The organism is Flavobacterium sp. HJSW_4 (genome assembly GCF_042436695.1).
Classification (GTDB): Bacteria; Bacteroidota; Bacteroidia; order Flavobacteriales; family Flavobacteriaceae; genus Flavobacterium.
Window position 1 is genome coordinate 1 of record NZ_JBHNPP010000040.1, and the last position, 18,018, is coordinate 18,018.

General features: G+C 33.4%; 19 protein-coding genes. 14 read left to right on the forward strand and 5 right to left on the reverse strand.

The window, feature by feature from the left end:
* The 4 genes from ACE01P_RS22185 to ACE01P_RS22200 all read left to right on the forward strand — a co-directional run.
* A partial coding sequence (locus ACE01P_RS22185) for a diphosphomevalonate/mevalonate 3,5-bisphosphate decarboxylase family protein (protein ID WP_379701228.1) occupies positions 1-866 on the forward strand: 866 nt, incomplete at its 5' end.
* Positions 867-950: 84 nt separating this feature from the next.
* Positions 951-1,889 carry a mevalonate kinase gene (locus ACE01P_RS22190; protein WP_379701229.1) on the forward strand — a complete coding sequence of 313 codons (939 nt, stop codon included), beginning with the start codon at positions 951-953 and terminating at the stop codon, positions 1,887-1,889.
* A gap of 182 nt (positions 1,890-2,071) precedes the next feature.
* Complete coding sequence (locus ACE01P_RS22195) at positions 2,072-3,028, forward strand: geranylgeranylglycerol-phosphate geranylgeranyltransferase (protein ID WP_379701230.1); 957 nt, start codon at positions 2,072-2,074, stop codon at positions 3,026-3,028.
* A 142-nt stretch (positions 3,029-3,170) separates the two neighbouring features.
* Entirely contained in the window at positions 3,171-4,079 is a 909-nt protein-coding gene (locus ACE01P_RS22200; protein ID WP_379701231.1) for a pseudouridine synthase, read from the forward strand.
* Between the two features lie 62 nt (positions 4,080-4,141).
* Here the strand turns inward: ACE01P_RS22200 and ACE01P_RS22205 are convergent, their stop codons facing one another.
* Both ACE01P_RS22205 and ACE01P_RS22210 read right to left on the reverse strand, forming a co-directional pair.
* Positions 4,142-4,744, reverse strand: coding sequence for a DUF937 domain-containing protein (locus tag ACE01P_RS22205; protein WP_379701232.1), 603 nt, complete (start codon positions 4,742-4,744; stop codon positions 4,142-4,144).
* Positions 4,745-5,018: 274 nt separating this feature from the next.
* Positions 5,019-5,483 (reverse strand): DUF456 domain-containing protein, encoded by a 465-nt coding sequence (locus tag ACE01P_RS22210; protein WP_379701233.1) that lies wholly within the window; start codon positions 5,481-5,483, stop codon positions 5,019-5,021.
* 193 nt (positions 5,484-5,676) lie between these two features.
* On the opposite strand from ACE01P_RS22210, the gene ACE01P_RS22215 reads away from it, so the two are divergent.
* Entirely contained in the window at positions 5,677-6,162 is a 486-nt protein-coding gene (locus ACE01P_RS22215; RefSeq protein ID WP_379701234.1) for a hypothetical protein, read from the forward strand.
* A 107-nt stretch (positions 6,163-6,269) separates the two neighbouring features.
* Here the strand turns inward: ACE01P_RS22215 and ACE01P_RS22220 are convergent, their stop codons facing one another.
* Together ACE01P_RS22220 and ACE01P_RS22225 are read right to left on the reverse strand one after the other, a co-directional pair.
* Positions 6,270-7,373: a glycosyltransferase gene (locus tag ACE01P_RS22220; protein WP_379701235.1), complete on the reverse strand. Its 1,104-nt coding sequence runs from the start codon at positions 7,371-7,373 to the stop codon at positions 6,270-6,272.
* Positions 7,370-8,314: a hypothetical protein gene (locus ACE01P_RS22225; protein ID WP_379701236.1), complete on the reverse strand. Its 945-nt coding sequence runs from the start codon at positions 8,312-8,314 to the stop codon at positions 7,370-7,372. Before ACE01P_RS22225 ends, ACE01P_RS22220 begins: the two co-directional genes overlap by 4 nt.
* Positions 8,315-8,406: 92 nt before the next feature.
* Here ACE01P_RS22225 and ruvC point away from each other — a divergent pair, with 92 nt between their 5' ends.
* The 8 genes from ruvC to ACE01P_RS22265 all read left to right on the forward strand — a co-directional run bounded on the left by ruvC (position 8,407) and on the right by ACE01P_RS22265 (position 13,685).
* Positions 8,407-8,961 (forward strand): crossover junction endodeoxyribonuclease RuvC, encoded by a 555-nt coding sequence (gene ruvC / locus ACE01P_RS22230; RefSeq protein ID WP_201998946.1) that lies wholly within the window; start codon positions 8,407-8,409, stop codon positions 8,959-8,961.
* A gap of 90 nt (positions 8,962-9,051) precedes the next feature.
* On the forward strand, positions 9,052-10,191 hold the full coding sequence (gene hemW, locus ACE01P_RS22235) for a radical SAM family heme chaperone HemW (RefSeq protein ID WP_379701237.1): 1,140 nt from the start codon (positions 9,052-9,054) through the stop codon (positions 10,189-10,191).
* Between the two features lie 16 nt (positions 10,192-10,207).
* Positions 10,208-10,819 (forward strand): SMI1/KNR4 family protein, encoded by a 612-nt coding sequence (locus tag ACE01P_RS22240; RefSeq protein WP_379701239.1) that lies wholly within the window; start codon positions 10,208-10,210, stop codon positions 10,817-10,819.
* Between the two features lie 13 nt (positions 10,820-10,832).
* A complete protein-coding gene (locus tag ACE01P_RS22245) occupies positions 10,833-11,612 on the forward strand; it encodes a cyclase family protein (RefSeq protein ID WP_379701241.1) in 780 nt (259 codons plus the stop codon).
* Positions 11,613-11,767: 155 nt separating this feature from the next.
* Positions 11,768-12,169, forward strand: coding sequence for a GNAT family N-acetyltransferase (locus ACE01P_RS22250; RefSeq protein ID WP_379701242.1), 402 nt, complete (start codon positions 11,768-11,770; stop codon positions 12,167-12,169).
* On the forward strand, positions 12,166-12,516 hold the full coding sequence (locus ACE01P_RS22255) for a DUF4260 domain-containing protein (RefSeq protein WP_379701243.1): 351 nt from the start codon (positions 12,166-12,168) through the stop codon (positions 12,514-12,516). Before ACE01P_RS22250 ends, ACE01P_RS22255 begins: the two co-directional genes overlap by 4 nt.
* A gap of 6 nt (positions 12,517-12,522) precedes the next feature.
* Complete coding sequence (locus ACE01P_RS22260) at positions 12,523-12,894, forward strand: MmcQ/YjbR family DNA-binding protein (RefSeq protein ID WP_379701244.1); 372 nt, start codon at positions 12,523-12,525, stop codon at positions 12,892-12,894.
* Positions 12,895-12,965: 71 nt separating this feature from the next.
* Positions 12,966-13,685, forward strand: coding sequence for a PH domain-containing protein (locus ACE01P_RS22265; RefSeq protein ID WP_379701245.1), 720 nt, complete (start codon positions 12,966-12,968; stop codon positions 13,683-13,685).
* Positions 13,686-13,818: 133 nt separating this feature from the next.
* Here ACE01P_RS22265 and ACE01P_RS22270 read toward each other — a convergent pair whose 3' ends face one another.
* Positions 13,819-14,919, reverse strand: coding sequence for a DUF4407 domain-containing protein (locus ACE01P_RS22270; protein ID WP_379701246.1), 1,101 nt, complete (start codon positions 14,917-14,919; stop codon positions 13,819-13,821).
* Positions 14,920-15,155: 236 nt separating this feature from the next.
* Here ACE01P_RS22270 and ACE01P_RS22275 point away from each other — a divergent pair, with 236 nt between their 5' ends.
* Positions 15,156-17,966 (forward strand): TonB-dependent receptor, encoded by a 2,811-nt coding sequence (locus ACE01P_RS22275; protein WP_379701247.1) that lies wholly within the window; start codon positions 15,156-15,158, stop codon positions 17,964-17,966.
* Positions 17,967-18,018 lie beyond the last annotated feature (52 nt).

Genomic DNA, 18,018 nt, shown 5'->3' on the forward strand with positions numbered 1-18,018 from the left:
CTTTTGATCTACTTTTTGAAGGGAAACCAAAAGAAGATTTCAAACCAAAGATTCAGAAGTTTTTAGAAAGAATTGAAGTTTATCTGCCGTTTTTGAAAGACTATCATTTTACAATTGATACTCAAAATACTTTCCCTCATAGTTCTGGAATCGCTTCTTCGGCTTCTGGAATGGCTGCTTTGGCAATGAATTTTATGAGTTTAGAAAGAAAACTAAACCCAGAAATGACGGAAGATTATTTCTATCAAAAAGCTTCATTTTTGGCTCGTTTAGGTTCTGGAAGCGCTTGCCGAAGCGTAAAAGGAAATATTGTAGTTTGGGGAAATCAGGCAAATATTGAAGGAAGCACGGATTTATTTGGTGTTGAATTTCCGTATACAATTCATGAAAATTTTAAGAATTACCAAGATACCATTTTATTGGTTGATAAAGGTGAAAAACAAGTTTCTAGTACGGTTGGTCACGATTTAATGCACAATCATCTGTATGCTGAAAGACGTTTTGCGCAAGCACACGAAAATCTAGATAAATTAATTGCCATTTTTGAAAATGGGAATATAGACGAATTCATCAAAGTTGTAGAAAGTGAAGCTTTGACATTGCACGCTATGATGATGACTTCGATGCCATATTATATTTTGATGAAACCAAATACACTGCAAATCATAAATGCAATCTGGAAATTTAGAAATGAAACTCAGATTCCAGTATGTTTTACGCTAGATGCTGGAGCAAATGTTCATGTACTTTATCCTGAAAACGTTAGCGAAAAAGTATTACAATTTATTCAGGACGAATTAGTTGTTTTTTGTCAGAATGGTCAGTACATTTGCGACAAAATTGGAAGCGGTGCAATTGCATTGTAATTTTGCGTATCTTTAGTTAAATTTTAGATTCAAAAAATAGTATTTCAGCCCCGAATAAATAAAGATTAAGACATTAAATAAATTATGAAAGGACCCTTATTTTACTCAAAAATATTACTCTTTGGAGAATACGGAATTATTCGCGACTCTAAAGGACTTTCTATTCCTTATAATTTTTACAATGGCGCTTTGAAGAAAAGCGAAGAGCCTACTGAAGAAGCAATCTCATCTAACAAAAGCTTAAGAAGTTTTGCTTCTTACCTTGAAGTTCTTCATACACAGCAACCAGAATTGGTTACTTTCGACTTGGAGACTTTAAAAAATGATGTCGAAACTGGAATGTATTTCGATTCTAGTATTCCGCAAGGATACGGCGTTGGAAGCAGCGGAGCGCTTGTTGCTGCTATTTATGATAAATACGCCACAAACAAAATCACCGTTTTAGAGAATCTGACTCGCGAAAAATTATTACAGTTAAAAAATATATTTTCTCAAATGGAAAGCTTTTTCCATGGGAAAAGTTCTGGTTTAGACCCTTTAAACAGTTATTTGAGCATTCCGATCTTGATTAATTCTAAAGATAATATCGAAGCGACTGGAATTCCAACTCAAAGTTTTGACGGAAAAGGCGCTGTATTTTTGCTAGATTCAGGAATTGTGGGCGAAACGGCTCCGATGGTAAGCATTTTCATGGAAAACCTAAAAGACAAAGGTTTCCGTGCAATGTTGAAAAACCAATTTGTAAAATACACTGATGCTTGCGTTGACAATTTCTTACATGGCGACATGAAGTCTTTGTTTACCAATACTAAAAAGCTTTCTAAAGTTGTTTTAAATCACTTTAAACCAATGATTCCAGAACAATTTCACGGAATCTGGCAACACGGAATTGACACCAACGATTATTACCTAAAACTTTGCGGTTCTGGCGGAGGCGGTTATATTCTTGGTTTCACCGAAGATTTAGAACGCGCTAAAGCTTCTTTAAAAGATTATAAATTAGAGGTTGTTTATCAATTCTAATTACTTTTATAAAAACAACTAAATACTTTTCATCAAATTATTTCAGAATAAAAATTGATGAAAAGTATTTTTTTGATTTGCATTTTCGGGTCTAAAGAATTGTTAAAAAAACAATTTGAAATCCCTAAAATCAAAATATCTTTTTAACTTCCGCAATCTAATCCTACACAAAACTATTGTATATGTTAAGCAGACAGCACAAACTTTTAATGATGAAAATTGTTAGTCTGTTCTCTGTGGTTCGAGGTTATAACATTCCAATTATTGTTTTAGCACAATATTTATCGGCAATTTTTATACTTGCTCCAGAAATTAGAGCGCTGGATATTCTGCTGGATTTTTATTTGTTTCTAATTGTTTTTGCTTCGGCTGTTACAATTGCTTCGGGTTATATTATCAATAATTTTTACGACAGTCAGAAAGACTTAATCAACAGGCCAAACAAATCGATGTTGGATCGTTTAGTAAGTCAGAAAACAAAACTGAATGTTTATTTCGGTTTGAATTTCCTAGCTGTTTTAATGGCAGGAATTGTTTCTTGGCGCGCTTTTTTGTTCTTTTCGGTTTACATTTTTATGATTTGGTTTTATTCTCATAAAATCAAAAAATACCCAATTATTGGAAACCTAATGTCGGCATTGCTTGCTGTTACTCCGTTTTTTGCCATTTTACTTTATTTCTACAATAAGATTTCGTTTGAAGAAATTGAGAATCATATGAGTCATTTTGTGGTGATTTCGGCGCATGCGGTTTTCTTGTTTTTACTTTTGCTTGTTCGCGAAATGATTAAAGATTTGGAAAATCTAAAAGGCGATTTAGTGACGGATTATAGAACAATTCCAGTTTTGTATGGAGAAAAGATTTCTAAACAAATCATAACTGCTTTGACCATTTTGACCATCATACCGGTGTATGTTTTGGTGAATATCTACGACGTTGGTTACATGGATATCTACTTTTATGTCTGTTTCGGAATTCTACTTTTTTTCCTGATTTATTTATGGAAATCCAATTCTAAAGAACAGTTTTTAAGACTTCATAATGTTTTAAAATTCCTGATCGTTTCTGGCGTTTTTTGCATTGTTCTAATCAATCCTAGTGTTTTGTGGCACGGAAGGGAATTGATTTCTAATTATTAAGGTTTTTATTTCTACAAAATATTTAAAAGAAGCCAATTCTAATGCTTCTAAACTATTTAAAAATCAATGCTATTAATCTAAGAACAATGAACTTAAGTTTTATTAGCAGGAAAAAACTATCTTTGCACAAATTAATGATTCTATGAACAACAAGGAAGGCAATAATAAAAGAGGCGGATCTAGACCAAATAGCTCAAGACCAAACTCTAGCAAGCCAAAACCTCCTATGGCTAAGCGCGCGCAAGGGCCTAAAAAAGTAAAACCTGAAGTTAAGGCAGCACAGGAAGCAGCAGCTGAAAAATTTAGAAAACAAAATCAGCCGGCAAAGAGACAAAAAGCTTCAGATGAAATTCGTTTGAACAAGTACATCTCTAATTCTGGTGTTTGTTCGCGTCGTGATGCTGACATTTACATTCAGTCTGGAAATGTAAAAGTAAACGGTAATGTAGTTACCGAAATGGGTTATTTGGTAAAACTGAATGATGTTGTAAACTTTGACGGTGTTACGCTAACTCCTGAAAAGAAAGAATATATTTTATTGAATAAACCTAAAAACTTTACGACTGCTTTTGATGAAGGGCAAGAATACCGTAACGTTTTAGAGCTTGTTCGTGGTGCAACAAACGCTAAAATTGGTGCTGTTGGAAGAATGGACAAGAATACTACTGGTTTACTATTGTTTACAAACGATACTGATATGATTCGTAAGTTTACTTTACCAAATCAGAAATCTTCTAAAATCTATCAGATTTCTTTAGATAAAAACTTGAAATTTGAAGATTTAGAAAAAATCAGCAAAGGTTTAGTTCTTGACGGACACCGCGTTTTTGTTGAAGAAGTAAGCTACATTGACAATGAACCAAAAAGTGAAGTTGGTCTTAAACTGCGTACTGCTAACGTAAAAGTGGTGCGTGCTATTTTTGAATCTTTCGAATACAATGTATTGCGTATTGACCGAGTTTCTTTTGCTGGATTAACCAAAAAGAATCTTCCTCGCGGAAACTGGCGCTTTTTGACCGATCAAGAAATTATCAATTTGAAAAACATATAATTGCTTTTCAAATTTAAATTATAAATGAATCCTGTTTTCTTAGAAAATGGGATTTTTTATTTTTAGAAACTAAAGAAATTATGTCCGAAAAGGGTAAAAATAGATCTTCCGATAGATTGGTTTTTATCTTCTACAGTTTCGTAAGATGAAAAACCTAGGATGATTTTGATTCCGGGAGGAATGCTGTTTAAAATGTCTCTTTTTTGATCTTCTAAAAGGAGTTTTAAACTTTCTATTAATTGAAGATTGTTTCTCAAGTAAGACATTACAAGTAATGCTGAAAAGTTAAGTATTTCTCTGGCAGTTTCGCTTTTTATACCAACTTCGTTTGAAACCATTTCTGAAATTCTTCCTTTTTTGTTTGAGAAGAGTTCTTTCAGTAAAACATTTCCTTCCAAACGGTAACAGTCGTCGACTGATAAAATTCTGCCTGCATTAAAATCTATTTCTTGGTAAAAAGTAGAATCTTCTTGGATTAACGAAACGATTTCAGAGTAAAAATCAGATTCTTCGGCTTTGTTGTAGAGTCCCATTAAAATTGTACCGATCGAGACGTCTATTCCCTTTATTAAAAGTGCATCATTCTCAAAATAAAACTTGTTTAACTTGGAGACAACATTAGAAGAAATAAAGCGTCTAAGTTCAATTTGTAGGTTTGGGGTCATACTCATAACTTAAAAAATGATTATTTATACTGATTTAAAATAATCGACAAAATGAGGCTTTTTATCGTTTATCGTGATAAAAATATAAAATATTTTAACATTTCCAAAAATTAAGTTAAAAATTTACCCTCTTAATAACCCGTCGTTAACACTAAAAACGTCTTAACACTAGTAAACTCAACCATTTCGTACTCAAACACAAAACAAAAAAAGTTAAGAAAAGTTTGATATTTATTTTTACAGACAACGCTAAAAAGCTGAAAATGTTATAGAATTAAAAAAAAATGTTTCGATATTCCCATGCGACATTCAAAAATATACCCAAATAAACCACTGTAAAGAGAAAGTTAACAAAACTCGAAGCGAGAAATCCTAATAGCGATCCAGTGGCCGCTTTTAACGCTCGTTTGTGATCTTGGGAGTCGTACATTAATTCTCCTATGAAAGCCCCTAAAAATGGACCGATTATCACTCCAAACGGGATAGGTGCAAAGATTCCGACAATCAATCCAATGTTGGTTCCCCAGACTCCATAAGAACTTCCGCCAAATTTTTTAGTCCCTCTAGACGGAATAACATAATCTAATATAGTAATGATGACCATGAGAACAAAAGTGATTCCGAGAACCCAGTAATTGTTTTCTACGGTTTTGGTTAAATACAGCAAAAGCAATCCGACCCAAGAACTGGACAAACCTGGAAGAACAGGAATAAAACTTCCAAAAATGCCAACAATCATACATATAAAACCAAGAATGAGCAGTAATAAATCCATATTTTTTTGATAAATTTGTTCTTACAAATTACTATTTTTATTCTTTGCTATACAAATCCCCAAAAATGTATTCTCGCAAAGTTTAAGATTCAAAAGTAATCGAAAGATTCTAAAAAAAGTAAATCGTATTTTTGTTCATTCATTCAACATCCAAATCTTGAGGCAGTTTTTTCTTCTTTTTATATGCGTAACTTTTCATTCTTGTCAATATTTTGAGAAGCAGGTTCCGTCTGAAAAAGAGTTACTTCAGAAAGAATTAAAATCAATCAATTGGAAAGAAGTTGACGAATATCCTTCTGTTCCAGATTGCGATAAAATTGCCGATAAAAAACTTCGCCAGCAATGCTTTTTTGAAGTCATGTCGAACCTTATTCAAGAAAAACTTAACGTTGATACTTTATCGATTTTATATCCAGAATTGGATACGATAGAAGTAAAAGTAACCGTTTTTCCAAACTCAACGATGAAATTTGAACCTGAATTTCCTAAAGACACCGTAGTTTACGACACCATCAAAATCGACAGCATTCTACACGCGCGTCTGATTGATTTTCCTAAAGTAAATCCAGCCATAAAGCGCGGTATTCCAGTAAAAACGCAATTTATTCTGCCGGTCATTATAAAAGCAAAAGAAAAAAAGTAGTTTTATCAGGAGCTGATTCCTGCTGTACGCTATATCTTTTGTGGTGAACCCCCACCACAAAAGGATGCCGCTCCCATCAGGGCTAGGGCATTCATTTTCAGAAGAAGTTATTTTTTAAACTCACGGTCTTTCCATTCGTAAGAACCAAACAAACTGTACAAAGCCACAGTCGAGCTAAAAAACGGATATAACAAACTACTCAGCAAAAGGCTTTTAATTCTACTTTTTGTCAAAAATTGATTGGTTATTGAAAGCAAAACAAAATCAATTGCAAACTTCGAAAAAGCAAAAATCACAAAAATCGGATACGACCAAATTCCGAAAAGCAGAAGGAAAAATCCAATTACAAAACTCAGATTTCCAAAGAAAACAATCAAACCCAAAAATTTACCAAAAGTACTTTTATACGAACTAGTTTTAGCCGCCCAACGCACTCTTTGATGAAACAATCCTTTCCAGTTTTCTGTTGGTTTCGTAGTTACAATGGCACCATGAGCTTTTAAATAATGAACTTCTTTTGGGAATTTTTCAGTTGCTTTTTGAAGTAAAAAAACATCATCTCCGCTGGCTATTTTGTCATTTCCTTCAAAACCGTTTAAGTTTTCAAACAATGATTTCGTGTAAGCAAAATTAGCTCCGTTACACATAAATCCTTTGTTCAAGCCAAAGCTTCCAATCGTCGCGCCTTGCAAACTCGTTAAATCCAACTGCTGAAAATGATCTAAAAAAGAGTTTCCGCAGTTATATGTTACAGCGCCCGCAAGCATCGAAATATTATTTTGCTGAATATAATTGTCAAAAGTTAAAAGCCAGTTTTCTGGAACAATACAATCGGCATCTGTAGTAATAACCCAATCGGTTTTTACATGGTGCATTGCGGTTGTAATCGCATCTTTTTTGGGAGAATTTGAAACCCGAATATTGTCGATTTGGGAAACTTGAAACTTGAAACCTGAAACCTGAAATTTTTCATCTGAACTATCATCAACCAAAATAACGTGAAACAAATCTTTTGGATAATTTAAAGCAGAAAAACTCTCTAAAAGTATTGGCAGGTTCTCTTTTTCGTTTCGAAACGGAACTATTATGGTAAAGCTAGTTTTGGGTTCTAAATCAGTTTTTTGGTATCTTTTTACTTTGAAAAAACCATAAATAAGCAAAGTAATACTAATGAGATAAATGGCTAATATGAAGAATAATCCGAAAATCATTCTGTGGTTTTAGTTTTAAAATTCAGCACAAAATAACTTCCTAAAACCACTGGAAGAACTACGTTTAAAAACCACATTAAAGTGCTGATGAAAATAACAATCCACTCGTTTACACCAAGAATTCCGAAGAAATAAATGGCCACACTTCCTTTTACAGCAAAATCTAAAAACTGAAATGTTGGCAATGAAGACGCCAAAAAGTAAACTGAGGTAATTGCTGCAATTAATGTTAAATAAGGCAAATCGACATCAAAACCTAAAAACAAAAAATAGTATTGATGCGAAAAAACCAAGTAACGGCAGATCCCTAAAAAGATGTTTTTTTGATGAACCGTTTTTGGAATTTCATTGATTTTATGAATCAGTTTTTCAATCGAATATCCTTTTATTTTTATCTTTTTAATGGAAAATAAAATAATCAGAAGCAATACAAATCCGCCAAAGAGAATAAGAACTGTTTTGCTTGTAATTACATTAAATTGAGCGTTGAAATAAAGCAATCCGAAAATTCCAAAAATGATGGTTAAAATCATCTGGATTCCGTTGCAAATTAGGTTTAAGAAAACTACTCTTTTTGCTTCAGATTTTGGGTAATACAATGCTTTTCCAGCGTACTCTCCTACTCCATTTGGCGTAAAAATTCCGGCTGTTAAAGCTGCTAAAACCTGTTTTGTAGCTTCGTAAACCGATATTTTATGAATTACTTGCCCCAGATTCTGCCATTTCAAAATCTCGAAATAACGGTTCAAAACGCTCAAAAGTAAAATGAATCCAACTCCTAAAACCGATTGGTTTTTCTTAAACAAAACAATGAATTTGTTCCAATCTAGTTTGTCGTTATTTGCCAGCTGATTGTAAATAAAATAAAATGCGCCACCTACAATCAAAAGTTTGACTAGAAGAACAAGGAATTGCTTAGCTTTGTGTGGAATTGAAATCATGTCGCAAAAGTAATGCAAATGTGGCAATTTGAGAATTAGAAAATGTGCCTATTTTCTAAACATGAAACCTTAAACTTGAAACAAAAAACCTCTTGACACAAGAACGCATCATATTAGGTATTGACCCTGGAACGACAATTATGGGTTTTGGATTGATTAAAGTAATCAATAAAAAAATGGAATTTCTGCAATTGAACGAATTGCAACTTTCCAAATACGACAATCATTACCAAAAACTAAGAATTATTTTTGAAAGAACTATCGAATTAATCGAAACGCATTGTCCTGACGAAATTGCTATTGAAGCTCCTTTCTTCGGTAAAAACGTTCAATCGATGTTGAAATTAGGACGCGCGCAAGGTGTAGCCATGGCAGCGGGACTTTCAAGAGGAATTCCGATTACGGAATACGAACCTAAAAAGATAAAAATGGCGATTACTGGAAACGGAAATGCCAGCAAAGAACAAGTTGCTAAAATGCTGCAACAGCTTTTAGGTTTAAAAGAATTACCAAAAAATCTCGATTCAACAGATGGTTTGGCAGCTGCGGTTTGCCATCATTTTAATTCAGGAAAAGTTATTGCAGGAAAAAGTTATTCTGGTTGGGATGCTTTTGTAAAACAGAATGAGGATCGAGTGAAAAAATAATGTGTCAATGAGAAAATTTGATAATTAGATAATTCTGTAGACAACGAATAAATTATCTAATTGACACATTTTCTAATTATCTAATTAAAAATGTCGGGCATCTACATTCACATACCTTTTTGCAAGCAGGCTTGCCATTACTGCGACTTTCATTTTTCGACTTCAATGAAAAAGAAAGACGATATGGTTTTGGCTTTGGCTAAAGAAATTGGCATGCGCAAACCCTTCGACTCCTCTCAGGATGACAATATCATTGAAACGATATACTTTGGCGGAGGAACGCCTTCTGTTCTTAGTAATGAAGAAATTAACTTTCTGATTTCTGAAGTTTACAAGAATTATAAAGTCGTTGAAAATCCTGAAATTACGCTGGAAGCAAATCCTGATGACTTGTCTGCTGAGAGAATTTTAGAATTATCTAAAAGTCCGATAAATCGTTTAAGCATTGGAATTCAGTCTTTTTATGAAGATGATTTGAAGATGATGAATCGTGCTCATAATTCGGCGGAAGCCAAAAAATGTCTAGAAGAAGCCACTAAATATTTCCACAACATTTCTTTGGATTTGATTTACGGAATTCCGGGAATGAGCGACGAAATGTGGAGACAGAATATTCAAACGGCTTTAGATTTTGGTATTCCGCATATTTCGAGTTATGCTTTGACTGTTGAACCGAAAACAGCTTTAAGCAAATTAATTCAAACTGGAAAAATCGCCGAACCTCAAGACGAAGTCGCTTCAAACCATTTTATGATTTTGGTTGAAATGCTTCAAAATAACGGCTTTATTCATTACGAATTATCGAATTTTGGAAAGGAGAATTATTTTTCTAAAAACAATTCGGCATATTGGCTGGGTAAAAAATACATCGGAATCGGTCCTTCTGCGCATAGTTATGACGGCAAAAAAAGAGGTTGGAATATTGCTAATAATTCGCTTTACATCAAAGCAATTCAAAACAATGAACTTCCTATTGAAACTGAAATTTTAACGATTTCTGATCGTTATAATGAATATATTATGACGGGACTAAGAACGATTTGGGGCGTTTCTTTAGAAAGAATTGAAAAAGAATTTGGTTTGGATTATCTGAACTATCTTCAAAAACAAGCTCAAAAATTCTTAAATGATGATTTGCTTTCAATTGAAAACAACATCTTAAAACCAACTCCAAAAGGAAAATTTTTAACGGATGGAATTGCTAGTGATTTGTTTTATTTAAATTCGTAAAACAAATCTTAAAAGAATGAATTTAGAAACAGCCATTTTAGAAATAAAAAAATTTTGGAACACAAATGAAGAATTTTCATTTGGGAAATCAAAAAACCAAAATCATGTTGAAAGATTAGAAAATGAGTTTGGAGTTGCAATTCCAGATTCTTTGAAAGAATACATCACTAATTTTGCCTCATTAAACGATTTTTATTTCACGACAGTAGGGAATCCAATATGCATTTATGGTGTTGATAATCTAAAATTTAAACAAGATGGCTATAATTTCAACCCAGTAAAAAACACAAAAATTGAAGATTGGAATGAAAGCTTTTTTATTCTTGCTGATGAAGGCGCAGATCCAGTTATAATAGATTTAAGTCATCCAGAGAATGGAATACAAAAACTAATGCATGGGGCTGGAAGTTGGGATTATGGCGAAACAATAGCTGACTCTATTGGTCAATTTCTTCTTTGCAGTGCCGCAATTCACCATGCTTTAACAAACTTTGAAGAGGAATCTATAATAGATGACGAAAATGGTTTTAATCTTGCTGAAAATGCTGCAAAGTGGTATTTTAAAAACATGAAAAATTGGGCAGGAAATTATTATTCTGAATGGTGCTCAATTTTCGATAATCATTAAAAAGTATTCAAATATGTTTTCCACAATAAAACACAATGGTGAAATTTTTGAAATAGACTTATCAAAACCCATTGATATCTCAATTCCTTTAACCAATACCGACGAAAACCCAATTGCTTGGTATATCGAAAAACCTTCTATTGAACCTGTTGTTTTTGGCGACTGGATTGGGAAGGTTTCTGAAGGAAAATCATCTACAAATTTTAATAATATTTTCTTCAATCCGCATGGGCACGGAACGCACACGGAATGTTTGGGACATATAACGAATGATTTTTATAGTATTAATCAATCGTTGAAACAGTTTTTCTTTACTGCAAAATTGATTACGATTGAACCTGAAAAAATTGGGGATGATTTTGTGATTACGAAAGAGCAAATTGAAAATGCGTTGAGCACTTCGACTTCGCTCAGTATGACAAACGAAGCTTTGATCATCAGAACAATTCCAAATGAACTGGATAAAAAATCAAGAAAATATTCGAATACAAATCCGCCTTATTTAAGTGAAGAAGTTGCAATTTTTATCCGCGAAAGCGAAATTCAACATTTATTGATTGATTTGCCAAGTGTGGATAAAGAACATGATGAAGGAAAATTATTGGCTCACAAGGCGTTTTGGAATGTAAAAGATACTTTAAACTTAAATTCAGACGCGAGATTAAATGCCACAATTACAGAAATGATTTATGTTGCAGACGAAATTGAAGATGGAAATTATATTCTAAATCTTCAAATTGCTTCGTTTGAAAATGATGCTAGTCCGAGCAAGCCGATATTATATAAAATTTAAAAAAGTTAGCCACGAATTAGACGAATTTTCGCGAATTATTTTTTGCCTCAGATTAAAAAGATTCTCACAGATTAAATCATTTTTAATACTTTAATCTGTCGCAAAATAAAAAAGAAATTAGTGAAAATTCGTGTAATTCGTGGCAAAAAAATCCTATGATAACAGTCTCTACAGATAAAACAAAACTCGACGTTCCATTCATCCAAAACTTTTTAAAAGACATTTATTGGGCCGCAGGACGAACAATGGAAGAAGTTCAGCGCACAATCGATGCTTCTGTTTGTTTTGGAATTTATCTAGATGATAAACAAGTTGGTTTTGCGCGTGTGATAACTGATTATGTCGTTTTTGCTTATTTAATGGACGTTTTCATTACAGAAGAACATCGCGGAAAAGGATTCTCATCTATTTTAATTGAAACGATGATGAATGATCCTCAATTACAAGAAGTTAAAATCTGGCGATTGGCAACTACTGACGCGCACTTTTTATACGAGAAATTCGGATTTACAAAACTAAATCATCCCGAAAAGATGATGGAAAAAATAGTCAAATGAAAACAGTTTTAAAACTTGAAGAAGTCGCTTTATTTATTCTTGGCATCTTTTTATTCAACCGCTTAAATTATGAATGGTGGTGGTTTTTAGCTTTAATCTTAGCTCCCGATTTATCGATGATTGGGTATGCTTTTGGAAACAAAGTTGGAGCGCTTCTTTATAACATCTTTCATCACAAAGGAATTGCGCTTTTAATTTATGCTGTTGGTTGTTATTTAAGTATTGAAATTGTGCAATTAGCCGGAATTATTTTATTTTCACATTCTGCAATGGATCGTATTTTTGGTTACGGCCTGAAATATGAAAAGGGTTTTAAATACACACATTTAGGTGAAATTGGTAAATAAACAATTATGAATTTAGAAACGTTTTACGAATATTGTCTTTCAAAAAAAGGAGTTAGCGAACATTTTCCTTTTGATGAAGATACTTTGGTTTTTAAAGTGGGCGGAAAAATGTTTGCTTTATCTTCTCTTTCGCAATGGGAAAAGAATGAACAATCGACAAACTTGAAATGTGATCCTGATCGCGCACAGGAACTCCGAGCGGAATATGACGAAATACAACCGGGTTTTCATATGAGTAAAGTGCATTGGAATACTATTTCTTTAAACGGAAATTTACCTGATAAATTCGTGAAAGAACTCATTGATCATTCGTACGAATTGGTCTTTAAAAGTTTGACAAAGAAAATTCAAAATGAAATTGTTGAATTAGAAAATTAGGCATTACATTTGCATCGTAAGAAAAAATACTTAGCAGCTCAGCCGCTTTGAAACTTAGCAACTAATAAACAATGAAAGAACAATTTAAAAAATTTCTGAACGAAGAACAAGATCCTAAAGCGATCGAAAAAATAACTTCGAAACTTAATGATTTATTGATGAAAGGTGAAGAAGTTGGCTACATCGCCGTACAAAAAAAACCTGCAATCACTGTTTTTCCGGATAGTATAATCTTAACCAATAAACGTATCATTATTTGCACGCCTAAAAACTTAGGTCTTTCAATGAATTTTACAGATTATACTTGGGATGATATTACAGGTGCATTTGTAAAAGAAAACATTTTAGGTTCTGAATTTTCATTTAGCACTGATACAGACCTGATTCTTTCTATAGATTATATTCCGAAAATTCAGGCTAGAAAAATGTATACTTATGCTAAAGAGCAATTAGATTTATTGAAAAATCCAGTTCAGACTGCAGTTCCAGTTCAAGAAATTGTGGAAGAAGCTGAACCAGAAATTGAAGATGAAATCGAAGAAGTAGAAGCTGAAGAAGTTACAAGCTTTGCTGAAATTTTACCAGCTGCTCCTGCTGTTACAGAAACTTTTGAACCGCTTCCAACTCAACCTGTTCAACCAACTCAACCTGCTGGAGAACGTAGATTGAGCGATTTATCTAAAGAAGAACTTTTCGATAAATTACAGAATTATAAAAAACTTCTTGATAATGGTTTAATCATGCAAGGAGAATATGACGCTTATAAAAAAGAGATTTTGAGCTATATGTAATTTTAAAGTACAAAGCTCTGAGTACAAAGTGCAGAGTTTATTGACTTTGTTTAATATAAAAAAGCCAGAAATAGAGATTCTATTTCTGGCTTTTCTTTTTAAACTTTGTACTTTGTACTTAACAACTTTGAACTTATAAAGTCGCTTTCTGTTTCTCTACAAATTTATGCGATTGTAATTCCAGCAATTCTTTTGCATTTTTTTTCTGTAATTCGAATAAACCTCTGTCTCCGGCAATATCGGCGTAAACTCTATCGTGCATTTCGGCACTAGTTTTTACAAGCAACTCACGTTTGTATTTATTTTGAGTCAGCGTTGCTTTCATCGCCGTTTCGGCTTCTTCTTGTTTGAAATCGAATTCTCCTTTTGGCGTTAATAATTTGGCAATAATTGGCGAGGTTTCAATTGCTAAAAACAACAGCATTATAAAAAATGATGGCAACCAAGGCAGTTTATTCAATGCATTGATACGCGCCATTAATCCGTCAAAACCTTCAATAATTGGCTGTGTCTGAGAAATTTTTTTGTCTAAATCGGCTTGCAATTGTTTTCCAGCTTTATCTTTCTCTGCGATCTTAGCTTCATTTGTTGTCTTTAAAGTTGTAAATTCTTTCAGCGCTGCATCGTGTTTTTCGCGTTTTTCTTTGTAAACTGGACCTTTTCCTAATTTCTTAGTTCCGGTAGTTCCTTCGGCTTCAGTAATATAAACAGAATACAAATCGTTTACTTCTTTCTCTTTCTTTGCGATATCAGCTTTTAGCGCCGCAATTTCAGCTTTATTTTTATCTAAATCTGATTTGAAGTAATTTCCAACTTGCTTTTTATTAGCCAATTCCATTTCGTTTTTCTCTTTCAATAAAACGGTATTGATTTCTTTTTCAAAGATTTTAATCTCTAAAGGTTTCGAAATTACAATCGCAATAATGACTGCCAATGCGATACGTGGAGTTGCTTGAAGAAATTCGTCCATAAAACGATCTCTTTTTTTAATGGTCGAAACGATAAATCTGTCCAGATTAAAAATCAGTAAACTCCATACAAATCCAAAAATCAAAGCGGGATAAATAGAATCGAAAACGGTAAAAAGCGCATAAGCACTAGCCAAAAAGGCCATAACTGCTGTAAAGAATACAGTGGCTCCAATACCAACATATTTGGTTTGTTCGCCTTCTGAGCAGTCTTTCAGGATGTCTCGGTCGACTCCTGAACATAGGATAAAAAATTGTTTTAACATGATTGATGATTTTTGATTGTGATTGATACGGCAAATTTAACGCCAAATTTTCAATTACAGTCAAAATATTATTTTCTTTTTGATTGTGAATCAATTATTTGCCCTCTAAGTGTTATTTAAACATTAATAGATTTTGAATTTTGCTGGACAATCATAACGTTATGTTAATTTTTTTTCAAGGCTCTAGTAATATAAGGGCTTTAGTTTCGCAACCGAAATCAAACTAAACACACACAATGAAAAAATTTTATCTATTAACAGCATTCTTTTTATTCGCCTTTACAGGTTTTGCTCAGAAGGCTATTATCTCTGGAAAGATATTAGATGCCGATGACAAACTGCCTCTTCCTGGAGCTATGGTTCAAATTGTAGGCGAGAAAAAATACACCGTTTCTGATTATAACGGTCGTTTCGAATTATTGAATATTAACGAAGGAACTTACAAAGTTGAAGTAAAATATATTGGATATACTACTTTAACTCAAGAAATAAAAGTAGAGCAAGGAAGAAACAACGTAATTGACTTCGCTCTTAAAGCTTCTGAAAATGAATTGAAAGAAGTTGTTGTTGGAGATATCTTAAAAGGTCAGGCAAAAGCGCTGAATCAACAAAAGAACAACAAAAACATCGGAAACGTAATTTCTTCAGATCAAATGGGTCGTTTTCCAGATGCTAACGTTGGAGACGCTCTAAAACGTGTTCCTGGTATCACAATGCAAAATGACCAAGGTGAAGCTCGTAACATTATTATTAGAGGTTTAGCTCCATCTTTGAACTCAGTTACTTTAAATGGTGACAGAATTTCATCTGCTGAAGGAGACAACAGAAACGTACAAATGGACTTAATTCCGTCTGATATGATTTCTACAATCGAAGTAAACAAAACGCTTACGCCAGACATGGATGCTGATGCGATTGGAGGTTCTGTAAACTTAATTACAAGAGCAACTCCAAACGGAGAAAGAATTTCTGCAACTCTTGCAGGAGGTTATTTGCCAATTCGTGACCACGCTTCTTACACTGCTGGTTTCGTTTACGGTAATCGTTTTATTGACAACAAATTAGGAGTTGTAGTGAGTGGATCTTACAACAATGTTGATTATGGTTCTGATAACATCGAAAACGAATGGGTAAGAGATGAATTTGGAAATGATTATTTACAAGCGGCTGAAATCAGAAAGTATGATGTACAACGTATTCGTCGTAGTGGATCTATTGCTTTAGATTATAAATTCAATGAAAACAATACTATTTTCGCTAACGCCATCTACAACTGGAGAGATGATAGAGAAAATCGTTTCAGAACTACTTATGATGATATCGAAGCTATTTACGATGGTGAAACTATCACAGGATTTGAAGGTCGTGTAAAACGTCAGACAAAAGGTGGTTTAGATAACAGCAGAAACAAAAACAGAAGATTAGAAGATCAAAGAGTTCAAAACTACTCTCTTCGTGGAGAACACTTAATCAACTCTACTTTAGATTTAGACTGGTCTGCAAACTATGCAAAAGCGAGAGAATACCGTCCAGGTGAGCGTTACATCGAATACCGTCAAAAAGGTTTAGAGATGTTCCAAGATTTATCTGATCCAAGATTCCCATTATTAACTACTGCTGGAGAATCTACAGACGAATTTAAATTTGATTCTGTTACTGAAAACACAGACGAAACTAGCGAAAGCGAATTTGGTGCAAAAGTAAACATCCGTTTCCCATTCTCTGTAATTGCAGGTGAAAAAGGAAGATTAAGAACTGGTCTTAGACTTCGTTTGAAAGAAAAAGAAAGAAACAATATGTTCTATTCTTATACTCCAATCAATGATGATATGGAATTATTATCACAAGTTCCAACATCTTATTTTGATGGAAAAGATTTTAATCCAGGAAGTAAATATGTGCCAGGAACTTTTGCTTCTGCAGCTTATTTAGGAGGTTTAGATTTAAACAATTCTACTTTATTTGAAAAAGAAACAGATCCAGCTGAATATTTAGCTGTTAACTACAACGCTAAAGAAAGAATTTCTGCTGCTTACGTAAGATGGGATCAAGATTTTAATGACAAACTTTCAATGGTAATGGGGGTTCGTGTTGAGAATACTCATATTGATTATACAGGAAACCGTGTATTGGATGAAGAAGAATTAGAAAGCAAAATCAACAATACAAACTCATACACAAATGCATTGCCAAGTATTTCATTCCAATACAACGCAACAAAAGATTTAGTTTTAAGAGCTGCTGCTACAACAGCTTTGGCTAGACCAAACTACTATGCACTTGCGCCTTATGTAAACAATATTGCTGCTGATAAAGAAATTACAGCTGGAAATCCAGGTCTTAAAGCGACATACGCATACAACTATGATTTCATGGCAGAAAACTATTTCAAATCTGTTGGTTTGATCTCTGGAGGTGTTTTCTACAAAAGATTAAATGATTTCATTTACAACTACAGCGATAATCAATATACTGATGCGAAATTTGCTGCAGATTTCCCAAATCAAGTAAACCCAATTCCAGCAGGAGAAAACTGGTCTTTCTTACAGTCAAGAAATGGAGACAATGTTGATGTATATGGATTTGAAGTTGCTTTACAACGTCAGTTAGATTTCTTACCTGGTAAATTCTTAAAAGGTTTTGCTGTATACTTAAACTATACTTACACAAAATCTAAAGCAAAAGGTATTGCTGATGAGGATGGAAACGAAAGAAACAACATTAGCCTTCCTGGTACTGCACCACACATGTTTAATGGATCTTTATCTTGGGAAAACAAACGTTTCTCTGCAAGAGTCTCTACAAACTTTACATCTGATTACTTAGATGAATTAGGTTCTGAGTCTTACAAAGATAGTTTCTACGACAAACAATTTTTCTTAGATGCGAATGCTGCTTACAAAATCACTCCAAAATTGCGTTTGTTTGCTGAAGCTAATAACATAACAAACCAACCGTTACGTTACTACCAAGGAATTGAAGCTCACACAAAACAAGCTGAATATTATCAAGCTCGTTACAATTTCGGATTGAAATTAGACTTGTAATCTGCACTTTTTTAAAATTCTTAAATTAGACAGAGTTTAACGCTCTGTCTAA

Excerpts from the sequence above, each read along its gene's own strand:
- ACE01P_RS22200 (WP_379701231.1), top strand. The coding sequence starts at position 3,171 with ATGAACAACAAGGAAGGCAATAATAAAAGAGGCGGATCTAGACCAAAT.
- ACE01P_RS22190 (WP_379701229.1), top strand. The coding sequence starts at position 951 with ATGAAAGGACCCTTATTTTACTCAAAAATATTACTCTTTGGAGAATAC.
- ACE01P_RS22195 (WP_379701230.1), top strand. The coding sequence starts at position 2,072 with ATGTTAAGCAGACAGCACAAACTTTTAATGATGAAAATTGTTAGTCTG.
- hemW (WP_379701237.1), top strand. The coding sequence starts at position 9,052 with ATGTCGGGCATCTACATTCACATACCTTTTTGCAAGCAGGCTTGCCAT.
- ACE01P_RS22270 (WP_379701246.1), bottom strand. The coding sequence starts at position 14,919 with ATGTTAAAACAATTTTTTATCCTATGTTCAGGAGTCGACCGAGACATC.
- ACE01P_RS22255 (WP_379701243.1), top strand. The coding sequence starts at position 12,166 with ATGAAAACAGTTTTAAAACTTGAAGAAGTCGCTTTATTTATTCTTGGC.
- ACE01P_RS22265 (WP_379701245.1), top strand. The coding sequence starts at position 12,966 with ATGAAAGAACAATTTAAAAAATTTCTGAACGAAGAACAAGATCCTAAA.
- ACE01P_RS22220 (WP_379701235.1), bottom strand. The coding sequence starts at position 7,373 with ATGATTTTCGGATTATTCTTCATATTAGCCATTTATCTCATTAGTATT.
- ACE01P_RS22275 (WP_379701247.1), top strand. The coding sequence starts at position 15,156 with ATGAAAAAATTTTATCTATTAACAGCATTCTTTTTATTCGCCTTTACA.
- ACE01P_RS22210 (WP_379701233.1), bottom strand. The coding sequence starts at position 5,483 with ATGATTGTTGGCATTTTTGGAAGTTTTATTCCTGTTCTTCCAGGTTTG.
- ACE01P_RS22240 (WP_379701239.1), top strand. The coding sequence starts at position 10,208 with ATGAATTTAGAAACAGCCATTTTAGAAATAAAAAAATTTTGGAACACA.
- ACE01P_RS22245 (WP_379701241.1), top strand. The coding sequence starts at position 10,833 with ATGTTTTCCACAATAAAACACAATGGTGAAATTTTTGAAATAGACTTA.
- ACE01P_RS22250 (WP_379701242.1), top strand. The coding sequence starts at position 11,768 with ATGATAACAGTCTCTACAGATAAAACAAAACTCGACGTTCCATTCATC.
- ACE01P_RS22225 (WP_379701236.1), bottom strand. The coding sequence starts at position 8,314 with ATGATTTCAATTCCACACAAAGCTAAGCAATTCCTTGTTCTTCTAGTC.
- ACE01P_RS22205 (WP_379701232.1), bottom strand. The coding sequence starts at position 4,744 with ATGACCCCAAACCTACAAATTGAACTTAGACGCTTTATTTCTTCTAAT.
- ACE01P_RS22260 (WP_379701244.1), top strand. The coding sequence starts at position 12,523 with ATGAATTTAGAAACGTTTTACGAATATTGTCTTTCAAAAAAAGGAGTT.